Origin of the sequence: Xanthobacter autotrophicus, from assembly GCF_030015065.1 — a bacterium.
In the GTDB taxonomy this organism is placed as follows: Bacteria; Pseudomonadota; Alphaproteobacteria; order Rhizobiales; family Xanthobacteraceae; genus Xanthobacter; species Xanthobacter autotrophicus_D.
In genome coordinates this window covers 129,537-152,930 of the sequence record NZ_JAIVFN010000001.1, presented here as the reverse complement: position 1 = coordinate 152,930, position 23,394 = coordinate 129,537, and the positions used below count along the sequence as shown (strand labels likewise).

Genomic DNA, 23,394 nt, shown 5'->3' with positions numbered 1-23,394 from the left:
GCGCCTCCAGGGCCACCTTCGCCTTGAACTGCGCTGAATAACGCTTCCTCTTCCCGGTCATCGGGCTCGTCCTTCCGTCAGGCCGAACCAAGCTTAACTCCCTGTCCGATTTTCGGGGACCACCTCACTTCACGGTGTTTCCTTCGACGAAGATGCTGTCGGCATCATTGGTGATGAAGCCGGTGGCCGCGTCCCGGCTTCCACTGATCCGGCCATGCGCCGTGTTGAAGGAAATGGCCTCGCAGATCGCGTAGCCGTAGCGAACGAAGTCGGAGCCGTAGAGGCCGTCCGCGCCCTTCGGGTAGCTCGCGAACTTCATCACGTTGTATTCGGGCTTCAGGAGGCTGACGAAAGCCTTCTCGGCGTCGGCGACGATACGCTTCTGGTCGTAGGCACCGCTGAAATCCTCGTTCTCGAAGTCATGCTCCGGTTCAAAGGTCGTCATGATCAGCGGCTGGATGTTAAACAGGAACAGATAGATTTCGTCGGTCACCCGCGCTCCGGGATAGCGCTGGGGCTCGTTGCCGAGAATCTCCATGCGGGCCTTGTGCCCATTGCTGATGAGGCGATCGAAGCTGTCTCCGACCTTGGCGATGCCGACATAAAGGAGATCATAGGTCGCGGCCTCGCGGTAACGATCGAAGCGCTCGATACCGGCACGGCCGCGCGACCGATCCCAGATCAGCTTCTCGGTCGTGAACCACTCCAGAACGTCCGAACCGGGCTCGCCGATCGGCCCGTCCCATACCCGGATATTTTTGTCGCCAGCCTCGATCCAATAGGATTCGGCGTCCGATTCCTCGACGGCTGGCAGATCGCGGATGCGGATCTCGACGGGGTCGCAAAAATCGTCGCCGATAGCGGAGTCGAAGGTGATGACGTAGGTCTCAGGGTCGATGACGAGGTTCAAGTATTTCGCCTCGGCGCGACCTCCAATCATATAGAAGTCACTCTGCCTGAGCAGCGCCTCCACCTCCGGGTCATTCTGAAGCCAGATGGCCTCCTGATTGGAAATCGGCGGATAGACGGTTTCCAGGAAGGTGACCTTGGATTTCGTGCTGGTGGCGTTCCCGATCATGATCAACGGCCATAGTGAAGACGGCGCAAAAAGGTCCTGGCCGTGATGAGGACGACATGCAGGCGAAAGGTGCTGTGATCCTCGTCCGAGAGCCCAGGGTGCGAGCCCTCGGTGTGCAGCATCTTGAAGAGACCGTTGACGTAGTTCTTGCCGTCGGCCGTCCATTCGTTCCGATCGACCGCAAGAAAGCCGACGCTCGGATCGGCCAGCAGCGCGCGCCGATTCTCGGAGCTGGGCCGCTGCGCCGCCTCTTGAGGACGGACGTTCCGGGCGATGTCGTCGAACAGGCTTTCAAGGAAGGTCCGTAGCTGGCTGTTGCAGGCCGCCCAATCGCCGCGCGTGTGTGCCTCGACGGCCTGATCAAGATGACCGAGCGGCGTGGTGAACTGGAACCCTTTGAGGAGCTGGTGAACCTCGTCGTCGGTTTCGGGGAGCTGCACCTCGTCGGGCAACGCCGCTCGTAGCCTTGGGTCGCGGCCGTAATTATCGAATGCGACGACGTAGCCATCGCGCGCCAATCCGCGTCCGAGCGCTATCTCGCGCGGAAAGCGCGGCTCTGCGCTAAGCAATTGAATGGCCTCGCGGACGACGGCTTCGCCAAGCGTCATGGTGCCGTCGAGAGTGTCGAGGACCTGATCGCCACGATGCACGACGATCCGGCCGAGCATGTCGCATTTCTTGGCGACGCTGAGCGCTGTGCCGGAGTCGATCTCGTGCTCGAGGCCAAGCCGCAGGATCATCTGATTGAAGCGCGCCTGGCTATGGCCTTCGAGCAGTTCGACGGCGGCGATCAGGGTCGGACGCGAAAAGGGTCTGGCTCGCATCAATTACCACCACGGATCGGATTGATGATCTCGATGCCGGCGAAATCACGCTCGTTGTCGGTGACGACGATACAGTCATTGGCGGCGGCGATCGCGGCGATGATGGTGTCGAGACCGCTGCGCGGACGGCCTTTGACTTTTCCTTCGGCCATGAGCTCGGCCCAGACGAGCCCAGCCTTGTCGTCGAAGGAAAGGATGCGTCCCGCAAAGAGCGATTGCGGCCCCTGCGGGCCGCTGAACCATTCGTCGAGCTGGTTGCGTCGCTTGCCCGCAGGCTTTTCAAGCACGCCCCGGCGAATTTCGGCAACGGTCAGCGACGCGATGAACAGGTCTTCGTCGGACTGCTCGGCCATCCAGGCGATCAGCGACTCTGACGGCGCGGGCTTGGTGAAGTTGCTGATGATGTTGGTGTCGAGCAGGTAGCGCATCAAATATCGACCTTCCGTCCTTCCTCACGGGGACGGGTCAGGTCGAGTTCGGAGCCGATCAGGGGCGATGCCAGGAGTGCTTTCAGGATGCCGCCCTTCTTCGGCGGCTCTCCGCCGACGTTCTGATTCACGACGGCGCGGAGGCGGTCCGAATCGGGGCCGCCCTCGGCGAGGCGCCGCGCGAGGGTACGCACGAGATCCCGATCGGAATCCCGGCCGGTGACCTCGAACCGGACTAGCCCTTTCTCGGCCAGCCTATTTCGGAAATTGGCGATCGCGCGTTGCTGTGAAGACTTGCTCATTTCGACTCTCCGCGTATATCCAGAATATAGCCAGAATGAGCGGAAGCTGCAAGGCCGTCGAGGTCGGGATAGCGGATTCCGCCTACGCCGGGACACGCTGATGCACTCCGAAACGCCCGCCGAACCTACCCAGGCCTACGTTTTCACCGAAAAGCGCAAGTATTTGCGCTACGCGGCAGTATCCAACTGTGCCCTGGAGCCGCCGGGCATCCGCCACGATCTCCAAGCGGTACGGGATGGAGACGCGGCAATGATACTGGATTTAGTGTCGATTGCGGCGACTATAGTGGCATGTCCGCACAGATTATCCCATTCCCGGAGCCGGGGGGCGGCGAAGACGACTACCTGGATTTCTACCGGGCGCCGCCACCGCGCAAGAGAGCTGCCAGGCCGGCTAAGCCGAAATGGCAGCCCAAGGTCGTCGACGACTGGCCGGACGAGGTTCCCATCTTTGTCGAAGAGCTGGAACTGTTCGAACTGTACCTGGGCGACGACCTGGACAGGATTCTCGGCATTACGAAGTGATTCTAAACGTGGAGGTCTCGCATGAACGCCAACGCGACTCCCGCCTTGGCGACGCCGGGGCGTGCCGCGCTTTATCTCCGTGTCTCGACCGGGCGGCAGGCTGAACAGGACCTATCGATCCCTGATCTGCGGCGCCAGCTTATCGGCTATTGCGAGGCGCGCGGCATCGAGGTCGTCGCGGAGTTTGTCGAGCCCGGCGCAACGGCGACGGACGACAAGCGCCCGTCCTTTCAGCGCATGATGGACGAGGCCTCGCAGAAGCCCGCGCCATTCGACACGATCATCGTCCACTCATTCTCGCGCTTCTTCCGCGACCAGTTCCAGCTTGAGTTTTACGTCCGCCGGCTTGCCAAGAACGGCATCTGACTGACGTCCATCACCCAGGGGCTCGGTGACGATCCGAGGAGCGTGATGATGCGCCAGATCATGGCGCTGTTCGACGAATACCAGTCGAAGGAAAACGCCAAGCACACCCTCCGGGCTATGCGCGAGAACGCTCGCCAGGGCTATTGGAACGGCTCACGGCCGCCCTTCGGCTATAAGATCGTTGCCGCCGAAATGCGGGGAGCACGGACGAAGAAGAAGATCGAGCCCGATCCCCTCCATATCGAGACTGTGCGCTTGATCTTTCGCCTTGCCCGGATTGGCGACGGGGACGGCCCGTTGTCAATTCGCCGACCCTCCTGGGAGGAGTGGCCTATTGCGCCGACTGCGGCGGAGCCATGACCTTACGAACATCCGGTAAGGGCGAGGAATACCGCTACTATATCTGCTGCACCGCGGCACGGCAGGGCAAGACCGGCTGCAAGGGTCGAACTATCCCGATGGCGGAGCTGGATTCGATCGTCGTCGAGCATGTCGAGACCCGGTTGCTCACGCCGGGGCGTCTGGAAAATATGTTGGGGGCACTTGTGGAGCGCCGGTCGGACCACGCCGAGAAGGAAAAGGAGCAGATCACCGCCCTGAAACATCAAGCCGCCGATGCCGAGGAAAAACTGCCCCGACTCTACCGGGCCATCGAGAACGGTCTGGCCGACCTCGACGATTCGAACCTGAAGGGGAGAATCGCGGAACTGAAGCGGATCAGGGATTCGGCTAGGGCCGACGTGGAGCGCGCGGAAAGCCGGGATGCCCGGAGCGCCAACATCACCATGGAATCGATCAACGAGTTCGCTCGAATGGCCCGGCAACGGCTGGGCCGGGAGGATGGAACCTTCCGGAGGAACCACATCCAAAGTTTAGTACAGAGGGCAGAGGTGGGAGCGGACCAGATTGTGATCCGGGGTTCGGCCCTCAAGCTCCTCCAGACCCTCGCCGAGGTGTCTGGAGGAAAGCCTGGAGTGGAAACGGCGACGCTAGGCGTTCGCAGTTTCGTACCGAATTGGCTCCCTGAGCAGGACTCGAACCTGCGACCATTCGATTAACAGTCGAACGCTCTACCAACTGAGCTATCAGGGACCGTGGGTCTCGCGACCGAGGGGCGCCATATAGCAACCGCTTGCCCGCTTGTGAAGTCGAAACACGCAGTTTCTGCGCCGCGAATGCCGCACCCGATCCGCCGATCGGGTGCGAAGCCTTGCAAAATCAGGCGCGCAGGCGCTCGCCGTCGGTCGGTCCGGGATTGTCCACAGGCTCGGCCGGGACGCCGGAGCGGGCACCCTCGGCGCCCTCCTGCTGCTCGTGCGCGAACTGGGCGTAATAGAAGCCGTAATAGCGGCCCCGCCGGGCGATGAGCTCGTCGTGGGTGCCGCTCTCCACCACCCGGCCATGCTCCACCACGCAGATCTTGTCGGCGCGTACCACGGTCTGCAGGCGATGGGCGATGACGATGGTGGTGCGCTGGTGCTGCAGCACGTTGAGCGCCTTCTGCACCTCGGCCTCCGATTCGGAATCGAGGGCGGCGGTGGCCTCGTCCAGAAGCAGGATCGGCGCGTTCTTGAGGAAGGCGCGCGCGATGGCGATGCGCTGGCGCTGGCCGCCGGACAGCTGGGCGCCATGCTCGCCCACCGGGGTGTCGTAGCCGTTCTCGAAGCCCATGATGAAATCGTGCGCATGGGCCGCGCGGGCCGCGGCGACGATCTCCTCGTCCGAGGCGCCGGGGCGGCCGAAGCCGATATTGTCCTTCACCGTGCCGGAGAACAGGTAGACGTCCTGGCTCACCAGGGCCGCGTTCGCCCGCACCGAGGTGCGCGTGACACTGCGCGAATCGATGCCGTCGATGAGCACGGCGCCGCCCTGCGGATCGTAGAAGCGCTCGATGAGGTTGATGATGGTGCTCTTGCCGCCGCCCGACTGGCCCACGAGGGCCGTGGTCTGGCCGGGCTCGGCCACGAAATCGAGGCCGCGCAGCACGCTCTCGCCGGGGCGATAGCCGAACACCACCTCGCGGAATTCCACCCGGCCGCGCGGGCGGGGCAAAGCGGGCACGCCCGGCACGTCGCGATCGGGGGACGGGGCGTCGAGCAGCTCGAACAGCATGCGCGCGCCCATGACGTGGCTGGCCAGCTCCACATGCACGCGGGCGAGCCGCTTGGCCGGCTCGTAGGCGAGCAGCAGGGCGGTGAGTACCGAGAAGAACTGGCCCGGCGAGCGGCCCAGCTCGATCACGTTGTAGCCGGCATAGAGCACCACGCCGCCGATGGCGAGGCCGCCCAGCGTCTCCATCAGCGGGCTGGACTTGGCCTGGGTGCGCACGAGGCGGTTGGAGTTCGCCTCCACGTCGTCGATGAACTTGTGGGTGCGCTCGCGCATCACGGGTTCGAGCGTGTAGGCCTTCACCGTGCGGATGCCCTGGAACGCCTCCATGGCGATGGAGGAGAGCTGGACCCCGGAGCGGAAGCCGGATGTGAAGAGCGTCTTGGTCTTCTTGATCAGCTTGCGGGTGCCGACCACGGCGGTGGGCATCACCACCAGGGCGATGACGGCGAGGAACGGGTCCTGCACGATGGCCACGGTGGCCAGCATGACCAGCGAGAGCAGATCGCGTCCCAGGCTGGTGATGACGAGGTCCAGCGAGCCGCGCGCGCCATTGGCGCCGGCCGAGAAGCGGCTGGTGATCTCGGCGGTGTGGTGGCGGGCGAAGTAGCCGGCATCCTGCATCAGGATCTGGTCGAACGCGCGCTTCTGGTTGTCGGCCACGATGCGGTTGCCCACCCGCGCCATGGTGATGCTCTGGCCGTAGGCGGACGCACCCTTGACGATGGACAGCACCATCACCGCGATGGAAACCGTCCACACCGCCTGAGGCGTCGGGGTGACGAAGATGGCGTTCACCGCATCCCGCATCAGATAGGCGAGCAGGGCGGTGCAGGCCGCCATGAGGCCCATGAAGACGAAGGCGAGCGCATAGCCCTTCCAGTGGGTGCGGCCATCCGAAAGAAGGAGCCGCCGGAGCACCGCCGTGGTCTCGTCCTTCGACGGCCCATGGCTCTGGCTTGGGGGGGCTTTTGCACTCATGCCTGTCTCCGGCGGCCGATGGAGCGGGGCCGCATGGGGTTCATGAACCGCCGACGCCCGCGCAAGTCAACGGTGTGTGGTACCCTGATGAATGATCGCTGGGGCGCGAGCAGCCGGAACGGCCGCTTCGGCGGTGCCTGTGGCATGCAAGCCGCGCTCGGGGCGCCGGATGCGACGCTTTGGCAGGAGGCCCGGCGAGGGCGGGAATCCGCCGGCGCATGCCGTGTTGCAGGGGCAGATCCGGGAAGTGGAGGCCACGCCCGGAATCGAACCGGGGTGCACGGATTTGCAGTCCGCTGCGTAACCACTCCGCCACGTGGCCTCACGAAGGCGCGTTCTTAAGGTGTTCGCGGCACGGGCGCAAGCAGAGCCTTCAGCTTGTCCCCGGACCATTTGTGCATCTCCTCCTGTTCCCGCAGCACGTCGCGTGCCGGGACAGGGAGCGCAAGGGGGCGAGCGAGGTTGCCTTGAGGGTCGGGACCGGCCAGACGCATCCGGCGGCGCGCCTTGGGCCTCGCTCCAGGTGTGGCACAGGCATGATTTCGCCCCCCTGGGCCCTATTTGAACGGCGAAATCCGGGTGATGTCCTCGCCATTGTGGAAGCCGATGGCCATGCGGAAGGACTGGGCCATGCGCTCGGCGTGGGCAATCGCCGCCTGGGCGGCTGCGGGTGGCAGGACCTCCAGCGCGGTGGGGCGGAACACCGCGAGCCAGCGGGCGAACTGGGCTTCCCCGGCGTCGCTCCCGAGCGCGAGGTGGGGCGGCAGGGGGCGTCCCGAATAGCGGCCGCTCTTCAGCAGCACCGAGGACCAGAAATCGCACATCTTGGCCAGGTGAACTGGCCATGCATCGTCAGCGATGCGGCCGGAAAAGATGGGGCCGAGCAGCGCGTCCTTCTGCACCCGCTCATAGAAGGTGTGGACGAGGCGCCGCACGGCCTCCTCGTCGAGGCCGGCAGGCACCGGTTCGGCGGACGGGGGTAGGGAGGCGTTCATCCTGGGATCTCCAGCCCGTCGACTTGGGGCCGTCGCCGGCGAGCGCAATAAGACGGCACCCGAAACGCGGGCGGCGCGCGGGCTTAATTCCGGGGCAGGGGAGAAGCCTCTACCCGCGGCCGTCCCGGAACCATGCGACTTGCGGCCACATCGCCCCGCCCCCGGCCGCGCCAAGCGTATTGAGCGCCTTGCAAAAGGGGCGGCAATATGGCTCTTGAGCCGGGCGGCACAGGCGTTCCGGGCCTTCGGCGCGCCGTCCGCGTGAGCGCCCCGTGCCGGGCGGGTCGCGTGGCGATCCGGTCGGCAGGCGGGTGTCCTATCTGAGGTTTTGGCACGGAGCCGCTGCCCGGGACGATTGCGTCGGGGCCGGTCCGGGTCCGGGGATGGCCGGAGACGCATCATGATCGATTTCGTCGAGCTTCGCCGCGGCATGGTGGACGGGCAGGTCCGCACCAACAATGTCACCGACCCTCGCATCGTCGGCGCCATGCTGGAGATCCCGCGCGAGAAGTTCGTGCCGGCGGCGCTGAAGTCGCTGGCTTATATCGACGACGATCTGGCGCTCACCTCCGGCAACGCGCCGCGCTACCTCATCGAGCCGATGATTCTCGCCCGTCTGGTGCAGCTCGCGGACGTGCAGGAACATGAGCACGTCCTCGATGTGGGCACGGGCACCGGCTACTCGGCTGCCGTGCTGTCGCGGCTCGCCCAGCAGGTGGTGGCCGTGGAGGAGGATGCCGCCCTCGCCGCCACCGCGACCGCGACCCTCGCCGAGCTCGGCGTTGCCAACGTGGCGGTGATGCAGGGCCCGCTGACGGCCGGCTGGGCCGCAGAGGCGCCCTACGACCTGATTCTCCTCAACGGTGCCGTCGATGAGGTGCCCGCCAACCTCTTCGCCCAGGTGAAGGAGGGGGGGCGAGTCGTCGCGGTGGTGGGCCATGGCGGCGCCGGACAGGCCCGGGTGTTCACCAAGGTCGCCGGCACGATGAGCGAACGGGTGGCCTTCAACGCCGCAGTGCCCGCGCTGCCGGGCTTCAAGGCCTTGCCGCGCTTCGTTTTCTGACGAACCTGTGGCGCGTTTGCCGCGGTAACCCGAAAACGACCTGAGGATCGAACCGATCGGTTCCCGATCGCCAGCGGGACAGATATCTTTCGGACAAGTTACCGCGCGGCAGAGTCGGTGCAGCACGTCTGCACGCTGCGTCGGACCGGGAGATTGGGATGTCGGTTGCGAGACTCGTTCGCCGAAGCGGATATGCCTTTTTGGCGGGAGCCGGCATTGTCGCGCTCGGCATGGGAAGTGTGTCCGCCCAGACGCTCGAGGCGGCCCTCGGGATGGCCTACGTCAACAATCCCACGCTGAATTCGCAGCGGGCCGGCACGCGAGCGGTGGATGAGAAGGTGCCTCAGGCCCTTTCGGGCTATCGGCCGACCCTCGGGGCCTCGGCCTCCGCCGGACCGGAATACGGGCGGCAGACCTCGGGCGGGGTAACCACGAGCGGCTGGCTCTGGCCGCGCCAGTTCGCGCTGACTGCCGCCTATACCTTGTTCAACGGCTTCACCACCGCGAACCAGACCCGCACCGCCGAATCGCAGGTGCGCGGCTCGCGCGAGACGCTCCGCAATACCGAGCAGACCGTGCTGCTGAACGCGGCGACGGCCTATATGAACGTCATTCAGGCCATCGCGCTGCTGGATCTCCAGCGAAAGAGCCTCGCTGCGTTCGAGCAGGAATTGCGGGCCACCCGCGACCGCTTCAACGTGGGCGAGGTGACGCGGACCGACGTGGCCCAGGCCGAGGCCCGGGTCGCGGACGCGCAGTATCAGGTGAGCCAGGCCGTCGCCAACCTGTCCTCGGCGCGGGCGGTGTACCGGCAGGTGATCGGCGTGGAGCCGGGCCGGCTGTCCAACCCGCGCTCGATCGAGGGCATGCTGCCCGCGAACGTGGACCGCGTGATCTCCAGCGGCCTCAACCACCATCCCGCGGTGAAGGCGTCGGAATTCGCCGTGGATGCGGCGGTGTTCCAGGTGAAGGTGGCGGAAGGCGGGCTGATGCCCAACCTCTCGCTGCAGGGCCAGGCATCGCAGGCCTACGACCAGAGCTTCGCCGTGGACAAGCTCGGCGGTGCCTCGGTCACGCTGAACCTGTCGGTTCCCATCTACCAGGGCGGCGTGGAGTACGCGAACATCCGCCAGGCGAAGGAACTGCTCTCCCAGGCGCGCATCGACGTGGACGTGAACCGCGACGCCATCCGGGCCCAGGCGGTGCAGTTCTGGGGCGCGCTGGAAGCGTCGAAGGTGCAGATTCAGGCCGCGCAGGCCTCTGTCGCCGCCAACACCCTGGCGCTCGAAGGCGTGCGCGAGGAATGGCGGGTGGGCCAGCGTACCACCACTGATGTGCTGAACGCGCAGCGCGATCTCACCAATTCCCAGTCCGCCCTCGTGGTGGCGCAGCGCGACCGGGTGGTGGCGGCCTATTCGCTGCTGTCGATCATCGGCAGGCTGGATGCGATCTCGCTGGGGCTGAAGGTCAACGTCTACGATCCCAGGGTGCATTACGACCAGGTGCGCGACAGCTGGGCTGGCGTGCGGACTCCCGACGGAAAGTAATCCGGCGAAAATAACCCTGCATACGGGTGTAACGGGCTCTTTTGCAGCCCGTTTTCACGGTGCCATACTCCCTCTCGCGATTGGCGATTCTCGCCCCCCGACGCGGCCACGTACGGCCCGTCGTCGGGTCGTCTTCGGCCGAGGTCGGACATGGCTGCGATCCCAAAGGTGCAAGAGCCGTCAATGGAAGACATCCTCGCCTCCATTCGCCGCATCATGGCGGATGACGACGTTCCGCCGTCCCCGACGCACCATGCCTCCGAACGCTCCGCCCCGAACCCTACGGTGCATGAGCCGGCTTCTTCCGAACGGGCGGCCCGGCCCGCGGCACCGGAACGTCGCCACTCCGAGGGGCCCGAGCCGGCCGAGCGCGCCGCCCGCCGGCCCGATGCTCCGGCGCCCGAGCCGCGTGACGCGGCGCGCCGCGCTGGTCCCCCACGCCCCGCGGCGGGAGACCGGGACATGCGCGCCCGCGCCCGGCAGGACCTCGAGGACCTGAGCGACCATCTGGCCGCCGAGACTCTCGCGGCCCATCCCGCGAGCGCCGGTCCGCTCGGTGACGAGCCTCCGACCGAAGAGCATCTGGCCGGCGATGAGCTGGCGGATCCCCCGGGGCCGCCAGCGCGTGAGCGTGGCCGGTACCTTGCTTCGGAAGCCTCCGCGCCGCGCATGCTCCGCGATTTCGAGCGCCGCGCGACCGACGAGCGCTTCGAGGCGCAGCCGCACCGCGCCGCCCGCCTCGCCGAGCTCCCTGCGGAGCGCTCGGCAGCCGCAGCCGACTCAGGCGAGCCTCGACGCCCCCCGCGTCCCCCCGCACCGGACTTTCGGACCATGCCGCGTCCCGCCAAGCCGGTCCCCGGCGAGCCTGCCGCCATGGATCATCCGGCCGAGGCCGATGAGCGCGCCCGTCGCCGGGATCTGCTTTCGCCCAACGTGGACGATGTGGTGGCGGCGGCCTTCCAGTCGCTCGGCGACCTGCTGCTGCCGCAGAAGCAGCGCACCATCGAAGATCTGGTCAAGGAGATCCTGCGGCCCATGCTGAAGGATTGGCTGGACCAGAACCTTCCCGACATCGTGGAGCGGCTTGTGCGTGCGGAGATCGAGCGCGTCGCGCGCCGTCCGCGCTGAGTCCCGTTTCGCCGCCCTGGCTTCAGGCCGCCGGTCGCTGCCGCCGGCCAGCGGCCTTTTCGTTTGGAGCGGGCCGGGCCAAGGCCTGAACCGTGCACGACGGAATGGGCGTCGCGCCGCGTGGTTGACGCCGGCCCGCCGGAACGGCTTTAACGCCCGCTGACCCTGTCCCGTCCGGAGCGGACGCGGGAGCCGGGCCCGGCGCGCCGCGCCGGCCTGCGGCCCAGCGCATCCGCGGAGCCTCGTTTCATGCTGGAAAAAGTCTTCGATCCCGCCGCCGTGGAAGAGCGCATCGCCGCCCAGTGGGAAGAGGCCGGCGCGTTCCGGTGCGGCCGCCCCGAGCGCAAGGACGCCGAAGGCTTCTCCATCGTCATCCCGCCGCCAAACGTCACCGGCTCCCTGCACATGGGCCACGCGCTCAACAACACGCTGCAGGATGTGCTGGCCCGCTTCGAGCGCATGCGCGGCAAGGACGTGCTGTGGCAGCCGGGCACCGACCATGCGGGCATCGCCACCCAGATGGTGGTGGAGCGCCAGCTGGCCGCGCAGAAGTTGCCGGGCCGGCGCGACATGGGCCGCGTCGCCTTCGTGGAGAAGGTGTGGGCCTGGAAGGCCGAATCGGGCGGCACCATCGTCAACCAGCTGAAGAAGCTCGGCGCCTCGTGCGACTGGTCGCGCGAGCGCTTCACCATGGACGAGGGCCTCAGCCGCGCCGTGCTGAAGGTGTTCGTGCAGCTCTATCGCGAGGGGCTGATCTACAAGGACAAGCGCCTCGTGAACTGGGACCCCAAGTTCCAGTCCGCCATCTCGGACCTGGAGGTGATGCAGGTGGAGATGAAGGGTCACCTCTGGCACCTGCGCTATCCCATCGAGGGCGAGAAGGACCGCTTCATCACGGTGGCCACCACCCGCCCCGAGACCATGCTGGGCGACACGGCGGTGGCGGTGCACCCCGAGGACGAGCGCTACCGCGACCTCATTGGCAGATATGTGATCCTGCCGCTGGTGGGCCGGCGCATCCCCATCGTCGCCGACGAGTATTCCGATCCGGAGAAGGGCTCCGGCGCGGTGAAGATCACCCCGGCGCACGACTTCAACGATTTCGAGGTGGGCAAGCGCCACGGCCTGCCGATGATAAATGTGCTGGATGCGGAAGGGCGCATCGACCCGCAGGGCATCCTCGACGACCATGCCGAGCGCCCCGAGGCTTACGTGGACGCGCCCGATGCCGCCGGCCAGCTTTCCCACCTGAAGGGCCAGGACCGCTTCGCCGCGCGCAAGCAGATCGTGGAGCTTCTGACCGGCCTGGAGCTGCTGGAGAAGATCGAGCCGCACACCAACATGGTGCCCCACGGCGACCGCTCCAATGTGGTCATCGAGCCCTGGCTCACCGACCAGTGGTATGTGGACGCCAAGACCCTGGCCCAGCCGGCCCTCGCTGCCGTGCGCGAGGGGCGCACCGCCTTCGTGCCGAAGAACTGGGAGAAGACCTATTTCGAGTGGCTGGAGAACATCCAGCCCTGGTGCATCTCCCGCCAATTGTGGTGGGGCCACCAGATCCCGGCCTGGTATGACCCCTTTGGCAATGTCTTCGTCGCCATGGACGAGGACGAGGCCTTCGAGCAGGCTCTGGCCCACAATGTGGGCAACGAAACGCTCTCGCCCGAGGACGCGCAGGCGCTGATCGACGACGCCGCCAAGCGCGCCGGCTTCCTCACCCGCGACGAGGACGTGCTCGACACCTGGTTCTCCTCCGCCCTGTGGCCCTTCTCCACCATGGGCTGGCCCGACGAGACCGGCGAGCTGAAGAAGTTCTACCCCACATCGGTGCTGGTGACGGGCTTCGACATCATCTTCTTCTGGGTGGCCCGGATGATGATGATGGGCCTGCACTTCATGGACGGCGAAGTGCCGTTCAAGGACGTCTACATCCACGCCCTCGTCCGCGACGAGAAGGGGGCGAAGATGTCGAAGTCCAAGGGCAACGTCATCGACCCGCTGGACCTCGTGGAGAAATATGGCGCCGACGCCCTGCGCTTCACCCTGGCGGCCATGGCGGCGCAGGGGCGCGACATCAAGCTCGCCACCTCCCGCGTGGAGGGGTATCGCAACTTCGCCACCAAGCTCTGGAACGCGGTGCGGTTCGCGCAGATGAACGGCTGCGCGCGGGTGGAGGGCTTCGACCCGGCCAAGGTGGAAGGCACGCTGAACCGCTGGATCATCGGCGAGGCTGCCCGCGCCACCGCCGAGGTGTCCGAGGCCATCCTGGCCTACCGCTTCAACGAGGCGGCGGCGGCCATCTACCGCTTCCTCTGGAACGTGTTCTGCGACTGGCACCTGGAGCTGGCCAAGCCCCTCCTGTCCGGCCCGGATGGCGCCGCGAAGGACGAGGCCCGGGCGGCGACCGCCTATGTGCTGGACGTGGCCATGGGGCTGCTGCACCCCTTCATGCCCTTCCTGACCGAGGAATTGTGGGCCGAAACCGGCAAGGACGGCCCCGCCCGCACCAGCCTGCTGGCCCTCGCCCCCTGGCCGGACCTGTCGGGCCTTGAGGCGCCTGACGCCGAGGCGGAAGTGGGCTGGGTGGTGGACCTCATCACCGAGATCCGCTCCGTGCGTGCGGAGATGAACGTTCCTGCGGGCGCGCAGGTGCCCCTGGTGCTGGTGGAGCCGGGCGCGGAGACCACGGAGCGTGCCGCCGCGTGGGACGACGCCATCCGCCGCCTCGCCCGCCTCTCGGGCGTGACGGTGGCCGATACGGTTCCCGGCGAGTCGGTGCAGATGGTGGTGCGCGGCGAGGTGGCCGCCCTGCCACTGGCCGGCGTGGTGGATCTTGCCGCCGAGCTCGGCCGCCTCAGGAAGGAAGAGGGCAAGCTCGACCAGGAGGTGGCCCGCATCGACGCCAAGCTCGGAAACGAGAGCTTCGTCGCCCGCGCGCCGGAAGAGGTGGTGGAGGCCGAGCGCGAGAAGCGCGAGGAATATCTCCACCGCAAGGACAAGGTCCGAGCCGCGATCGCCCAGCTTTCAGGTGGCGCGGCCTGAAGCCGGCTGCGGCGGGGGCCGGGTCCTCCGTCGTGCCGCAGGCATGTGGCCGAGAGGAGTGTGGCCGTGGCGCCACGCTCCAGGCCCCTCCGGTCGCTCGGATCGCAGGTTCGCAAAGGAAGCCAGTGGTTTCAGGTGCCATTATTGTGACGGCGAAGACACACTCCCGCGCCTTTGAAGTTGTCGCCCCGGCGGGGGCCCCAAGGCGCCGCGAAGCCGCCACAAAACCCCATTGAAACGAGAAGCAACGCGCGACGGTGAGCGTAGCTCGGAAAGTGTTTCCGGACGCCGCGCCTGAGGTGGGTCCTTATGGACGGACGTTGCATTCTCGAAAGGGTGGCGCCGGGTGGCGTCGTGGAGCTTCGCTCCGCGAGACGCCCCAGAGGTTGCCGCTCCAACGCCGCGGCTCGGCCTTTCCGCGGCCCCGATATTGCCGCCGCCGCCCGGCATCTTCCCTCCACCATGATTTGCGGCGAGACCACGACCATCAGGCAGGCAGGCAGGACGACCGGGCGCTTCGGGCGGACGGCGGGCTCCCGGCGCGCCTGCGCCGTCGCGCTGGCGGGGGTGGTGGCGGCCTGCCTCTCGGTGCCGGTGGCCTACGCCTTCGACGGCTCGACCCAGCAGCTCCAGCCCTATGAGACGCAGCCCATGACGCCGCCGGCCAATGTGCCGCTGGCGCCGACCGTGCGTCCCGTGGACGAAGCCTTCCGCACCGGGGCACAGGCCCTGCGCGCCGGCCAGACCGCGAAGGGCATTGATGCCCTCGGCTATGCGGCGTCGCAGGGCCACGCCATGGCCCAGTGGAAGCTCGGCCGCATCTATGCCGACGGCGACGGCGTGAAGCGCGACGACGCCAAGGCGTTCGACTATTTCTCCAAGATCGCCAACACCCATGCCGAGGACTATCCCGGCACGGCGCAGTCGCGTTTCGTGGCCAACGCCTTCGTGGCGCTGGGCTCTTATTACCTCGTCGGCATCCCGTCCGCCGGGGTGAAGCGCGATGCGTCGCGGGCGCGGGACATGTTCTCCTACGCCGCCTCCTATTTCGGCGATGCCGATGCCCAGTACCAGCTGGGCAAGCTCTATCTGGAAGGCGTCGGCGGCCCGCGCGATGCACGCAATGCCGGCCGCTGGCTGACGCTGGCCTCGCAGAAGGGCCAGTTCGAGGCGCAGGCGAGGCTCGGCCAGCTCCTGTTCCGGGGCGATGAGGGGGTGCCGCGCCAGGCGGCGCGCGGGCTCATGTGGCTCACTTTGGCGCGGGACGCGGCGGTGCGGCCCGAGGACAAGTGGGTGGTGGCCTTGCACGAGGAGGCCTTCGCCGACGCGACCCCGGACGAGCGCGAGAAAGCGCTGCTCTATCTCGAAACCTGGCTGAAGACCGCCAAGCGCTGACCGGGCGGCTCGCGCCTTCGTCTATGCCTCCCGCTCCGCCGCGTGCCGCGGCAGGCCCGCACCGAGCCCGGCCATCATCTCCAGAGCCGATTGCGTCCAGATGTGATGGGTGGGCGCCACCGCGTCCGGATCGTCCAGCGTGCCGAGGGTGACATCCACCGCTGCTTCCTTCGCCATGTCGAACAGGATCGGGCTGCCGCAGCTGCCGCAGAACAGCCGTGTCACGCCCGGCGAGGACGAGAAGCGTGCAGGCGTGCCCGCCGTCACCTCGAAATCCGCCCGCGCCACGGTCAGCCAGGGCAAGGCGCCGGAGCCGGAGGCGCGACGGCACATGGTGCAATGACACCAATAGGCGCTCTGGACCCGGCGCACCCGGTAGCGCAGCCGCCCGCACAGGCAGCCGCCGCTGAAAGACATCTCCCCCACGGCCGCCTCACGCGGCGATGGCGAGGTCGGCCCAGACCGGCACATGGTCGGACGGCTTCTCCCAGGCCCGCACATGCTTGTCGATGCCGGTGGCGATGAGCTTGTCCGCCGCCTGGGGCGAGAGCAGCAGGTGGTCGATGCGGATGCCCATGTCCCGCTGCCAGGCGCCCGCCTGATAGTCCCAGAAGGTATAGAGCCGTCCGGCGTCGGAGGTGGCGCGCAGGGCGTCGGTGAGCCCGAGATGGGTCAGGGAGCGGAACGCCGCGCGGGTACGCGGCAGGAACAGGGCGTCGTTGACCCAGGCGGAGGGGTCGGCCGCATCGCGCGGCTCGGGGATCACGTTGAAGTCGCCGGCGAGGATCAGCGGCTCCTCCAGCTTCAGCCGGTCGGCGGCAAAGGCCTGGAGGCGGTCCATGAAGCCGAGCTTGTAGGGGTATTTCTCGGTATCGGGCGGATTGCCGTTGGGAAGGTAGAGGCAGGCGACGCGCACCACGCCGCCTTTCACCGATACCACCGCCTCGATGAAGCGGGCCTGCACGTCGCCATCGTCGCCGGCAAGGCCGTGGGTCACATCCTCCAGCGGCAGGCGGGAGAGCAAAGCAACGCCGTTGAAGCCCTTCTGCCCGTGCACGGTGACGTTATAGCCCAGCTGCTCGAACGCCTCCTTCGGGAAGGCCTCGGTCTGGCACTTGATCTCCTGCAGGCAGACCACGTCGGGCCGCGTCTCGCCCAGCCAGCGTACCGCATGGTCCAGCCGCTGGCGGATGGAATTGACGTTCCAGGTGGCGATGCGCATGGGCGGGGCTCCTTCGGCCGCGGAGGATACCCCGGTGCCGCCGGGAGGCAATGGCCGTTCGAATGGCGCGTCTCAAATCAGGCCCAGGGTTGCGATGGCGCGCAAAGAATGGCAGGAACGCCCCCTTGTCCTTCAGTGGCGGCGGAGTGGCATGACGTTCGCGTCCATCGAGTTTCTGTTCTACTTCTTCCCCCTGTTCCTCGTTTTTTATTTCTCTGCGAAGTCCATGACGACGCGGAACTATATTTTCCTTGCCTTCTCTCTTGTATTCTATGCTGCCGGATATACGCCCCACATCCTCATTCTCTTCGCGTCGGTGGCGGTCAATTTCCTGCTTGCCCGCGCCATCGACGATCGCGAGGGTGCCCCACGCAAGCGCCTGCTCGGCTACGGCATCGCCTTCAACCTGATCCTGCTGGGTATCTACAAATATACCGGCTTCCTGGTGGAGAACGTGAACGCGCTGATCGAGCCCCTCGGCGCCGTTCTGCCCATGCCGCGCATCTCGCTGCCGCTGGGCATCTCCTTCTATTCCTTCCACGCCATTTCGTACCTCGCCGACATCTACAAGCGGAAGGTGCGGGCCAATCGCGATCCGGTGCAGTTCGCGCTCTACATGTGCATGTTCCCCCAGCTCGTGGCGGGCCCCATCGTGCGCTATGCCACGGTGGCGCGGCAGCTCTCGGAGCGGCGGACCACCATGGGGCGTTTCTCGGCCGGGGCGCGGCTGTTCGTCATCGGCCTCGCCTGGAAGGTGCTGATCGCCGACGAGGTGGCGCGGCTCGCCGACGGGGTGTTCGACACCACCACGCACCCCACCTTCGTGGAAGCCTGGCTCGGGCTCTACGCCTATACGGTGCAGATCTATTTCGACTTCGCGGGCTATTCCACCATGGCGGTGGGCCTCGGCGTGATGGTGGGCTTCGTCCTGCCGCGCAACTTCCGGCTGCCCTATACGGCGCGCTCCATGACCGACTTCTGGCGGCGCTGGCACATGAGCCTTTCCGCCTTCCTGCGCGACTATCTCTACATCCCCCTCGGCGGTAACCGGCGCGGGGAGATGCGCACCTACCTGAACCTCTCCGCCGTCTTCCTGCTGTGCGGCCTGTGGCACGGGGCAAGCTGGAATTTCGTCATCTGGGGCGCGCATCACGGCGCCTTCCTCATCATCGAGCGGGCCTTCCTCGGCCGCTGGCTCAAGCGAGCGCCGGGCGTCGTGGCCCATCTCTATACGGTCCTCGCGGTGATGCTGGGCTGGGTGTGGTTCCGTGCCGACAGCCTCGGCGGCGCCACCGACATGTTCGCCGGGCTCGTTGGCCTCCACGGCTTCAGCCGGGCCTCGCTGGCGCTCGGCTTCGGGCTGACGCCGCTTGCCATCGCGGCGCTGGTGGTGGGCGGGCTCATCGGCTTCTTCCGCTGGCCGCGCCTGAAGGCGGTGGCGGGGCAGGGGGCGGTCGCGGCCGTGGCGGAATACGCCTTCATCGCAGCGCTGATGCTGGCGAGCGTCGCCTGGGTGGGCGGCACCACAGCCACGCCCTTCCTCTATTACCGGTTCTGAGGAGGCGCCCCGTGACCCTGCTCTCGCGCCATCGCCGCCACCTCGGCGTCCTCGTTGCCGGGCTGTTCGGCTTCCTGCTGCTGTCGAACCTCATCCCGGACCCGTTCGCCAGCGGGCAGTGGCGGATGCAGATCCCGGACCATTTCACCTGGAGCCAGAAGCTGAACTACAAGTTCCGCAACATCGGCACCTACATCCAGGACAATTTTGGCTTCCGTGCCACGTTTCCCGTGCTGCGCCGGGACTTGCGCGAAGCCTTGCACTCGCCCGATAGCCGGCCCTTCTACGCGGGCCGGGACGGCCAGCTGTTCTGGGGCCGCGAGCAGGCGCCGGCGCAATCGGCCGGCGCGCTGGTGCGCGCGGCCAATGTGGAGCGCTTCGTGGCCATGGTGGGCGAAATGCAGCGCGTGCTGGCGCCCAGGGGCACCCGCATCGTGGTCGCCATCCCGCCCAATGCCCAGTCGGTGGAACTGGAGGCGCTGCCGGCCTGGTACGAGGCTCTCGCCTATCCCACGACCGAATATGACCTGGCATTGGCGGGCCTGAAGGCGGAAGGCGTCACGGCGGTGGACCTGCGTCCCGTGCTCAAGGCGAGCCCGCGGCCGCGCTACCTGATGACGGATACCCACTGGAACAGCCGCTCCAGCGTGCTTGCCTTCAATGCGGTGATGGCGGCGGCGGGGCATGAGGACTGGCAGGTGGACCCGGCGGAGGTGCTGGGGCCCCCAGCACCGGCGGCACGCGGCGACCTCCTGCGCACGACCCGGCTGCCGCCGCGGGTGAAGGAGGAGGACATGCCCTTCACCATCAAGGATCGCGCCGGCCCGCCCCGTTTCGATGCGGCGCTCCGGCATCACAACGAGCACGTGGCGTTCAAGTCGCTCGCCTACGACTATGCACCCACCGGACTGCGGGTGCTCATCATGGGCGATTCGTTCACCGGTGCGGTGTGGCCGCGCCTGTTCCTCAAGGGGGACGTGAGCGTAGCGGCGTGGATGCACGGCTCGCGGCGCGTCACCGGATCCTGCGACTTCGACTTCGACGACGTAAAGCGTTTCGCTCCGGACCTCATCATCATGGCCCGGACCGAGCGTTTCTTCCCCTGCTACGGCGACGACTGGCCCACCGGCCTGCCGCGCCCCTGGACCCATGCCGTGCCGAACAACGTGGCGCCGTGACGGGCGCCGCGCCATCGCAGCGCAGAGTCAGGCTGACCACCCGGACCGGCCGGGTGGTGACATACGCTCGAAAGCGAAGCGCGCGCTCAGACCGCGAAGCTGGACCCGCAGCCGCACTTGGCGGTGGCCTGGGGGTTCGAGATCTTGAAGGCGGAGCCCATCAGATCGGCCTTGTAGTCGAGCTGGGAGCCCTTGATGTAGTCGATCGAGATGCGATCAACCACGATCTTGGCGCCTTCCTTCTCGATGACGAGGTCGTCCTCTCCCTGCTCGCGTGTCACATCATACTTGTACGAGAAGCCGGAGCAGCCGCCGCCTTCCACGCTGATGCGCAGGAAGGTGCCCGGAGGCTCCGGGGAGAGGATCTGGCAGATGCGGCGCGCGGCGGCATCGGTCACGGTGAACTCGGTATCAACCGCGGGAAGGTCCGCAGCCGAGGTCGGGGCGAGTGTGGTTTCCATGGTATCGACTTTACGAATTGAAGCTGGCAATGGCCCATAAGGTAAGTCCATCGGCCCCCGAGTTAAAGGGCGGCGGCGGAAAAACGTCGGCATGGCTGTCCCGATCGGGGCGCGGTGCCGGCTGCGCAGGGCGCGAAAAGAGGGGGCGATCATGGCGGTAAGCGGCGCGCGGCCCCGCGTTTCCTGGGCCTGCGACGCGGACCATGTGCGCGGCCGCCTCTTCCCCGAGCCGGAAATGCCGCCGCGCAGCCCGTTCCGCCGCGACTGCGACCGCATCATCCATTCCACCGCCTTCCGCCGGCTGAAGCACAAGACGCAGGTGTTCGTCTTCAACGAGGGCGACCATTACCGCACCCGCCTGACCCACACGCTGGAGGTGGTGCAGGTGGCCCGCTCCATCGCCCGCGCGCTGGGGCTCGACGAGGATCTCGCGGAGGCCCTCGCCCTCGCCCACGATCTTGGCCACCCGCCCTTCGCCCATGCCGGGGAGCGGGCGCTGGACGCCTGCATGGCCGGGCAGGGCGGGTTCGACCACAATGCCCAGTCGCTCCGGGTCGTCACGCGCATCGAGCGGCGCTATGCCCAGTTCGACGGCCTGAACCTCACCTGGGAGACGCTGGAGGGCATCGCCAAGCACAACGGCCCGCTCGCCGACCGGGACGGGCGCGGCATCGGCCGCTATCTCGGCGGTCTGCCCCATGCCATCCAGGTGCATTCGGCCCAGCAGGACCTCGAATTGTGGAGCCATGCCTCCGCCGAGGCGCAGGCGGCGGCCATCTCCGACGACATCGCCTATGACGTGCACGACCTCGACGACGGGCTGAGGGCCCGCATGTTCACCCTCGACGATATCGCCGGCCTGCCTTTGGTGGGCGAGGCCCTCGGCGAGGTGCGCGCACTCTACCCGGTGCTCGGCGTGGCGCGGACGGTGAACGAGGTGCTCCGCCGCGTCATCACCCGCCTCATCGAGGACGTGGTGGCCGAAAGCGCACGGCGTGCCGCGGTCGCGGGCGTGGCCTCCGCCGCGGACGTGCGCGCCCTCGACCATCCCGTCATCGCCTTTTCCGACGCCATGCGGCAGAAGGAAAAGGCGCTCAAGGCGTTCCTGTTCTCGCGCATGTACCGGCACGAGCGGGTCAACCGGGTGATGGCGGACGCCCAGCAGGTGCTGCGCCAGCTCTTCGGTCATTTCATCGCCCATCCCAAGGACATGCCGCCCTCCTGGCACGACGATCTCGACCAGCTCGACGCCCAGCGGCTCGCCCGCCGCGTGACCGACTACATCGCCGGCATGACCGACCGCTACGCCCTCGACCAGCACGCCCGCTTCTTTGACTTGACGCCGGACTTGCGCTAGGCGCCCCGACGACCAACCCGATCGGACCCACCCCATGAACGTCTACGCGATCTTCGCCGATCACGTGCGCGAAGCCGTCGCCGCCCTCGTTGCCGAGGGCACCATTTCCAGGGATCTCGACCTTGCCCAGGTGCTGGCCCGCGTGGTGGTGGAGCCGCCGCGGGATGCGACCCACGGCGATCTCGCCACCAATGCCGCCATGGTGCTGGCCAAGGATGCCGGCATGAAGCCGCGCGACCTCGCCGAGCGCATCGCCGGCAAGCTCGGCGCGGTGATGGGCGTGAAGAAGGTGGACGTGGCCGGTCCCGGCTTCATCAACATCGCGCTCGATGCCGCCTTCTGGCCGGCGGTGCTTGCCGCCGTGCTGAGGCAGGGGCTCGATTTCGGCCGCTCGGCGCTGGGCGCGGGCGAGAAGGTGAACGTGGAATACGTCTCCGCCAACCCCACCGGCCCCATGCATGTGGGCCATTGCCGGGGCGCGGTGTTCGGCGACGCGCTGGCGCGCCTCATGGATTTCGGCGGCTTCGCCGTGATCAAGGAATATTACATCAACGATGCCGGCGCGCAGGTGGACGTGCTGGCCCGCTCCGCCTTCCTGAGGTACCGGGAGGCGCTGGGCGAGGATATCGGCGAGATCCCGGAAGGGCTCTATCCGGGCGACTACCTGGTGCCGGTGGGACAGAAGCTGGCGGCCGCGCACGGCACCGCGCTCAAGGCGAAGCCCGAGGCGGAATGGCTGCCACTGGTGCGCGGCGTGGCCATCGACGCCATGATGGTGGCCATCCGCGAGGATCTCGCCGCGCTCGGCATCTCCTTCGACGTGTTCTTCTCCGAGCGTTCCCTTTCCACCGGCGCGGTGGACCTTGTGGGCGCCGCCATCGAGGCGCTGCGCGCGTCGGGCGAGGTCTATGAGGGCCGCCTGCCGCCGCCCAAGGGCGCGCCCATCGAGGATTGGGAAGACCGGGAGCAGACCCTGTTCCGCTCCACCGACTTCGGCGACGACGTGGACCGGCCGCTGAAGAAGTCCGACGGAAGCTACACGTATTTCGCTGGCGACATCGCCTATCACAAGGACAAGGTGGACCGCGGCTTCCTCAGGATGATCGACGTGTGGGGCGCCGACCACGGCGGCTACGTCAAGCGCATGCAGGCGGCGGTGAAGGCGGTATCCGGCGGCAAGGCCAGCCTCGACGTTGAGCTGATCCAGCTGGTGCGCCTGTTCCGCGCCGGGGAGCCGGTGCGCATGTCCAAGCGCTCGGGATCCTTCGTGACGCTGCGCGAGGTGGTGGACGAGGTGGGGCGCGACGCGGTCCGCTTCATGATGCTGTTCCGCAAGAACGACGCGCCGCTGGACTTCGATCTCGCCAAGGTGATCGAGCAGTCGCGCGAAAATCCGGTTTTCTACGTGCAGTATGCCCACGCCCGGGCCAAGTCGATCCTGCGCAACGCGGCCGAGGAGTTCGCCGACATGCCGCAGGAGGCGGCCTCGTTTGCCGACGCGCCGCTGGCCCGGCTGGATGACGAGGGCGAGCTTGCGCTGCTGCGCCGGCTGGCGGGCTGGCCGCGGCTGGTGGAGCAGGCGGCCGGGGCGCGCGAGCCGCACCGCATCGCCTTCTTCCTGCACGATCTGGCTGGCGAGTTCCACGGCCAGTGGAACCGTGGAAAGGACCTGCCACATTTACGCTTCATTATCGAGAATGATCGAGAGTTGACCTCGGCTCGCTTGGCCCTGGTCCATGGCGTGGCCACGGTGCTCGCCTCCGGTCTCAAGGTTCTGGGGGTGACGGCCGTAGACGAGATGAAATGATCGCTCGTCCCGTGGCTGCGGAAGGAGC

General features: G+C 67.2%; 22 protein-coding genes and 2 tRNA genes. 13 read left to right on the top strand and 11 right to left on the bottom strand.

Translation table 11 applies throughout. The annotated features are described in order from the left end of the window. Positions 1-124: 124 nt before the first annotated feature. From K9U40_RS00710 to K9U40_RS00695, 4 genes are read right to left on the bottom strand one after another with little or no spacing between them, the layout of a single operon-like run. Positions 125-1,078 carry a hypothetical protein gene (locus tag K9U40_RS00710; protein WP_282888398.1) on the bottom strand — a complete coding sequence of 318 codons (954 nt, stop codon included), beginning with the start codon at positions 1,076-1,078 and terminating at the stop codon, positions 125-127. A 2-nt stretch (positions 1,079-1,080) separates the two neighbouring features. Continuing rightward, positions 1,081-1,902 carry a hypothetical protein gene (locus tag K9U40_RS00705; protein WP_282888397.1) on the bottom strand — a complete coding sequence of 274 codons (822 nt, stop codon included), beginning with the start codon at positions 1,900-1,902 and terminating at the stop codon, positions 1,081-1,083. Beyond that, positions 1,902-2,333, bottom strand: a complete 432-nt coding sequence (locus K9U40_RS00700; protein ID WP_282888396.1) for a PIN domain-containing protein — start codon at positions 2,331-2,333, stop codon at positions 1,902-1,904. The genes K9U40_RS00705 and K9U40_RS00700 overlap by 1 nt, the downstream gene beginning before the upstream one ends. Further along, a complete protein-coding gene (locus tag K9U40_RS00695) occupies positions 2,330-2,632 on the bottom strand; it encodes a hypothetical protein (RefSeq protein WP_282888395.1) in 303 nt (100 codons plus the stop codon). The genes K9U40_RS00700 and K9U40_RS00695 overlap by 4 nt, the downstream gene beginning before the upstream one ends. Positions 2,633-2,923: 291 nt before the next feature. Between K9U40_RS00695 and K9U40_RS00690 the strand changes: the two genes are divergently transcribed. Genes K9U40_RS00690 through K9U40_RS00675 form a run of 4 tightly spaced genes read left to right on the top strand, consistent with a single transcriptional unit; the run spans position 2,924 to position 4,581 of the window. Beyond that, positions 2,924-3,157: a hypothetical protein gene (locus K9U40_RS00690; protein ID WP_282888394.1), complete on the top strand. Its 234-nt coding sequence runs from the start codon at positions 2,924-2,926 to the stop codon at positions 3,155-3,157. A 21-nt stretch (positions 3,158-3,178) separates the two neighbouring features. Then, positions 3,179-3,523 (top strand): recombinase family protein, encoded by a 345-nt coding sequence (locus K9U40_RS00685; protein WP_282888393.1) that lies wholly within the window; start codon positions 3,179-3,181, stop codon positions 3,521-3,523. A 45-nt stretch (positions 3,524-3,568) separates the two neighbouring features. After that, positions 3,569-3,883: a hypothetical protein gene (locus K9U40_RS00680; RefSeq protein ID WP_282888392.1), complete on the top strand. Its 315-nt coding sequence runs from the start codon at positions 3,569-3,571 to the stop codon at positions 3,881-3,883. Continuing rightward, on the top strand, positions 3,880-4,581 hold the full coding sequence (locus tag K9U40_RS00675) for a zinc ribbon domain-containing protein (protein WP_282888402.1): 702 nt from the start codon (positions 3,880-3,882) through the stop codon (positions 4,579-4,581). Before K9U40_RS00680 ends, K9U40_RS00675 begins: the two co-directional genes overlap by 4 nt. On the opposite strand, the gene K9U40_RS00670 is transcribed toward K9U40_RS00675, so the two are convergent. From K9U40_RS00670 to K9U40_RS00655, 4 genes are all read right to left on the bottom strand, one after another. Next, positions 4,540-4,615: transfer RNA gene (locus K9U40_RS00670), tRNA-Asn, on the bottom strand. The two genes, K9U40_RS00675 and K9U40_RS00670, sit on opposite strands and share 42 nt — an antisense overlap. 126 nt (positions 4,616-4,741) lie before the next feature. Further along, positions 4,742-6,613: an ABC transporter ATP-binding protein gene (locus K9U40_RS00665; protein ID WP_282888391.1), complete on the bottom strand. Its 1,872-nt coding sequence runs from the start codon at positions 6,611-6,613 to the stop codon at positions 4,742-4,744. Positions 6,614-6,861: 248 nt separating this feature from the next. After that, positions 6,862-6,935: transfer RNA gene (locus tag K9U40_RS00660), tRNA-Cys, on the bottom strand. 235 nt (positions 6,936-7,170) lie between these two features. Then, the gene (locus tag K9U40_RS00655; RefSeq protein WP_282888390.1) at positions 7,171-7,608 is read right to left on the bottom strand and encodes a group III truncated hemoglobin; all 438 of its coding nucleotides are present in this window, start codon (positions 7,606-7,608) and stop codon (positions 7,171-7,173) included. Positions 7,609-8,008: 400 nt separating this feature from the next. Between K9U40_RS00655 and K9U40_RS00650 the strand changes: the two genes are divergently transcribed. The 5 genes from K9U40_RS00650 (at position 8,009) to K9U40_RS00630 (ending at position 15,783) form a co-directional block, all read left to right on the top strand. Further along, a complete protein-coding gene (locus K9U40_RS00650; protein WP_282888389.1) occupies positions 8,009-8,671 on the top strand; it encodes a protein-L-isoaspartate O-methyltransferase family protein in 663 nt (220 codons plus the stop codon). 158 nt (positions 8,672-8,829) lie between these two features. Continuing rightward, positions 8,830-10,218: a TolC family outer membrane protein gene (locus K9U40_RS00645; protein ID WP_414114767.1), complete on the top strand. Its 1,389-nt coding sequence runs from the start codon at positions 8,830-8,832 to the stop codon at positions 10,216-10,218. Between the two features lie 150 nt (positions 10,219-10,368). Continuing rightward, complete coding sequence (locus K9U40_RS00640) at positions 10,369-11,346, top strand: PopZ family protein (RefSeq protein WP_414114766.1); 978 nt, start codon at positions 10,369-10,371, stop codon at positions 11,344-11,346. A gap of 249 nt (positions 11,347-11,595) precedes the next feature. After that, complete coding sequence (locus K9U40_RS00635) at positions 11,596-14,388, top strand: valine--tRNA ligase (protein WP_282888386.1); 2,793 nt, start codon at positions 11,596-11,598, stop codon at positions 14,386-14,388. A 462-nt stretch (positions 14,389-14,850) separates the two neighbouring features. Beyond that, positions 14,851-15,783, top strand: a complete 933-nt coding sequence (locus K9U40_RS00630; protein WP_282888385.1) for a tetratricopeptide repeat protein — start codon at positions 14,851-14,853, stop codon at positions 15,781-15,783. 21 nt (positions 15,784-15,804) lie between these two features. Here the strand turns inward: K9U40_RS00630 and K9U40_RS00625 are convergent, their stop codons facing one another. Both K9U40_RS00625 and xth read right to left on the bottom strand, forming a co-directional pair. Next, positions 15,805-16,200: a GFA family protein gene (locus K9U40_RS00625; RefSeq protein ID WP_282888401.1), complete on the bottom strand. Its 396-nt coding sequence runs from the start codon at positions 16,198-16,200 to the stop codon at positions 15,805-15,807. 16 nt (positions 16,201-16,216) lie between these two features. Continuing rightward, positions 16,217-17,005 (bottom strand): exodeoxyribonuclease III, encoded by a 789-nt coding sequence (gene xth, locus K9U40_RS00620; protein WP_282888384.1) that lies wholly within the window; start codon positions 17,003-17,005, stop codon positions 16,217-16,219. A 151-nt stretch (positions 17,006-17,156) separates the two neighbouring features. On the opposite strand from xth, the gene K9U40_RS00615 reads away from it, so the two are divergent. Together K9U40_RS00615 and K9U40_RS00610 are read left to right on the top strand one after the other, a co-directional pair. Then, complete coding sequence (locus K9U40_RS00615) at positions 17,157-18,563, top strand: MBOAT family O-acyltransferase (RefSeq protein ID WP_282888383.1); 1,407 nt, start codon at positions 17,157-17,159, stop codon at positions 18,561-18,563. Between the two features lie 11 nt (positions 18,564-18,574). After that, entirely contained in the window at positions 18,575-19,741 is a 1,167-nt protein-coding gene (locus K9U40_RS00610) for an alginate O-acetyltransferase AlgX-related protein (protein WP_282888382.1), read from the top strand. A gap of 86 nt (positions 19,742-19,827) precedes the next feature. Here K9U40_RS00610 and K9U40_RS00605 read toward each other — a convergent pair whose 3' ends face one another. Beyond that, on the bottom strand, positions 19,828-20,202 hold the full coding sequence (locus K9U40_RS00605; protein ID WP_282888381.1) for a HesB/IscA family protein: 375 nt from the start codon (positions 20,200-20,202) through the stop codon (positions 19,828-19,830). Between the two features lie 151 nt (positions 20,203-20,353). Between K9U40_RS00605 and K9U40_RS00600 the strand changes: the two genes are divergently transcribed. Together K9U40_RS00600 and argS are read left to right on the top strand one after the other, a co-directional pair. Next, positions 20,354-21,559, top strand: coding sequence for a deoxyguanosinetriphosphate triphosphohydrolase (locus tag K9U40_RS00600; RefSeq protein ID WP_282888380.1), 1,206 nt, complete (start codon positions 20,354-20,356; stop codon positions 21,557-21,559). Positions 21,560-21,593: 34 nt separating this feature from the next. Continuing rightward, positions 21,594-23,366, top strand: coding sequence for an arginine--tRNA ligase (argS, locus tag K9U40_RS00595; protein WP_282888379.1), 1,773 nt, complete (start codon positions 21,594-21,596; stop codon positions 23,364-23,366). Positions 23,367-23,394: the final 28 nt, after the last annotated feature.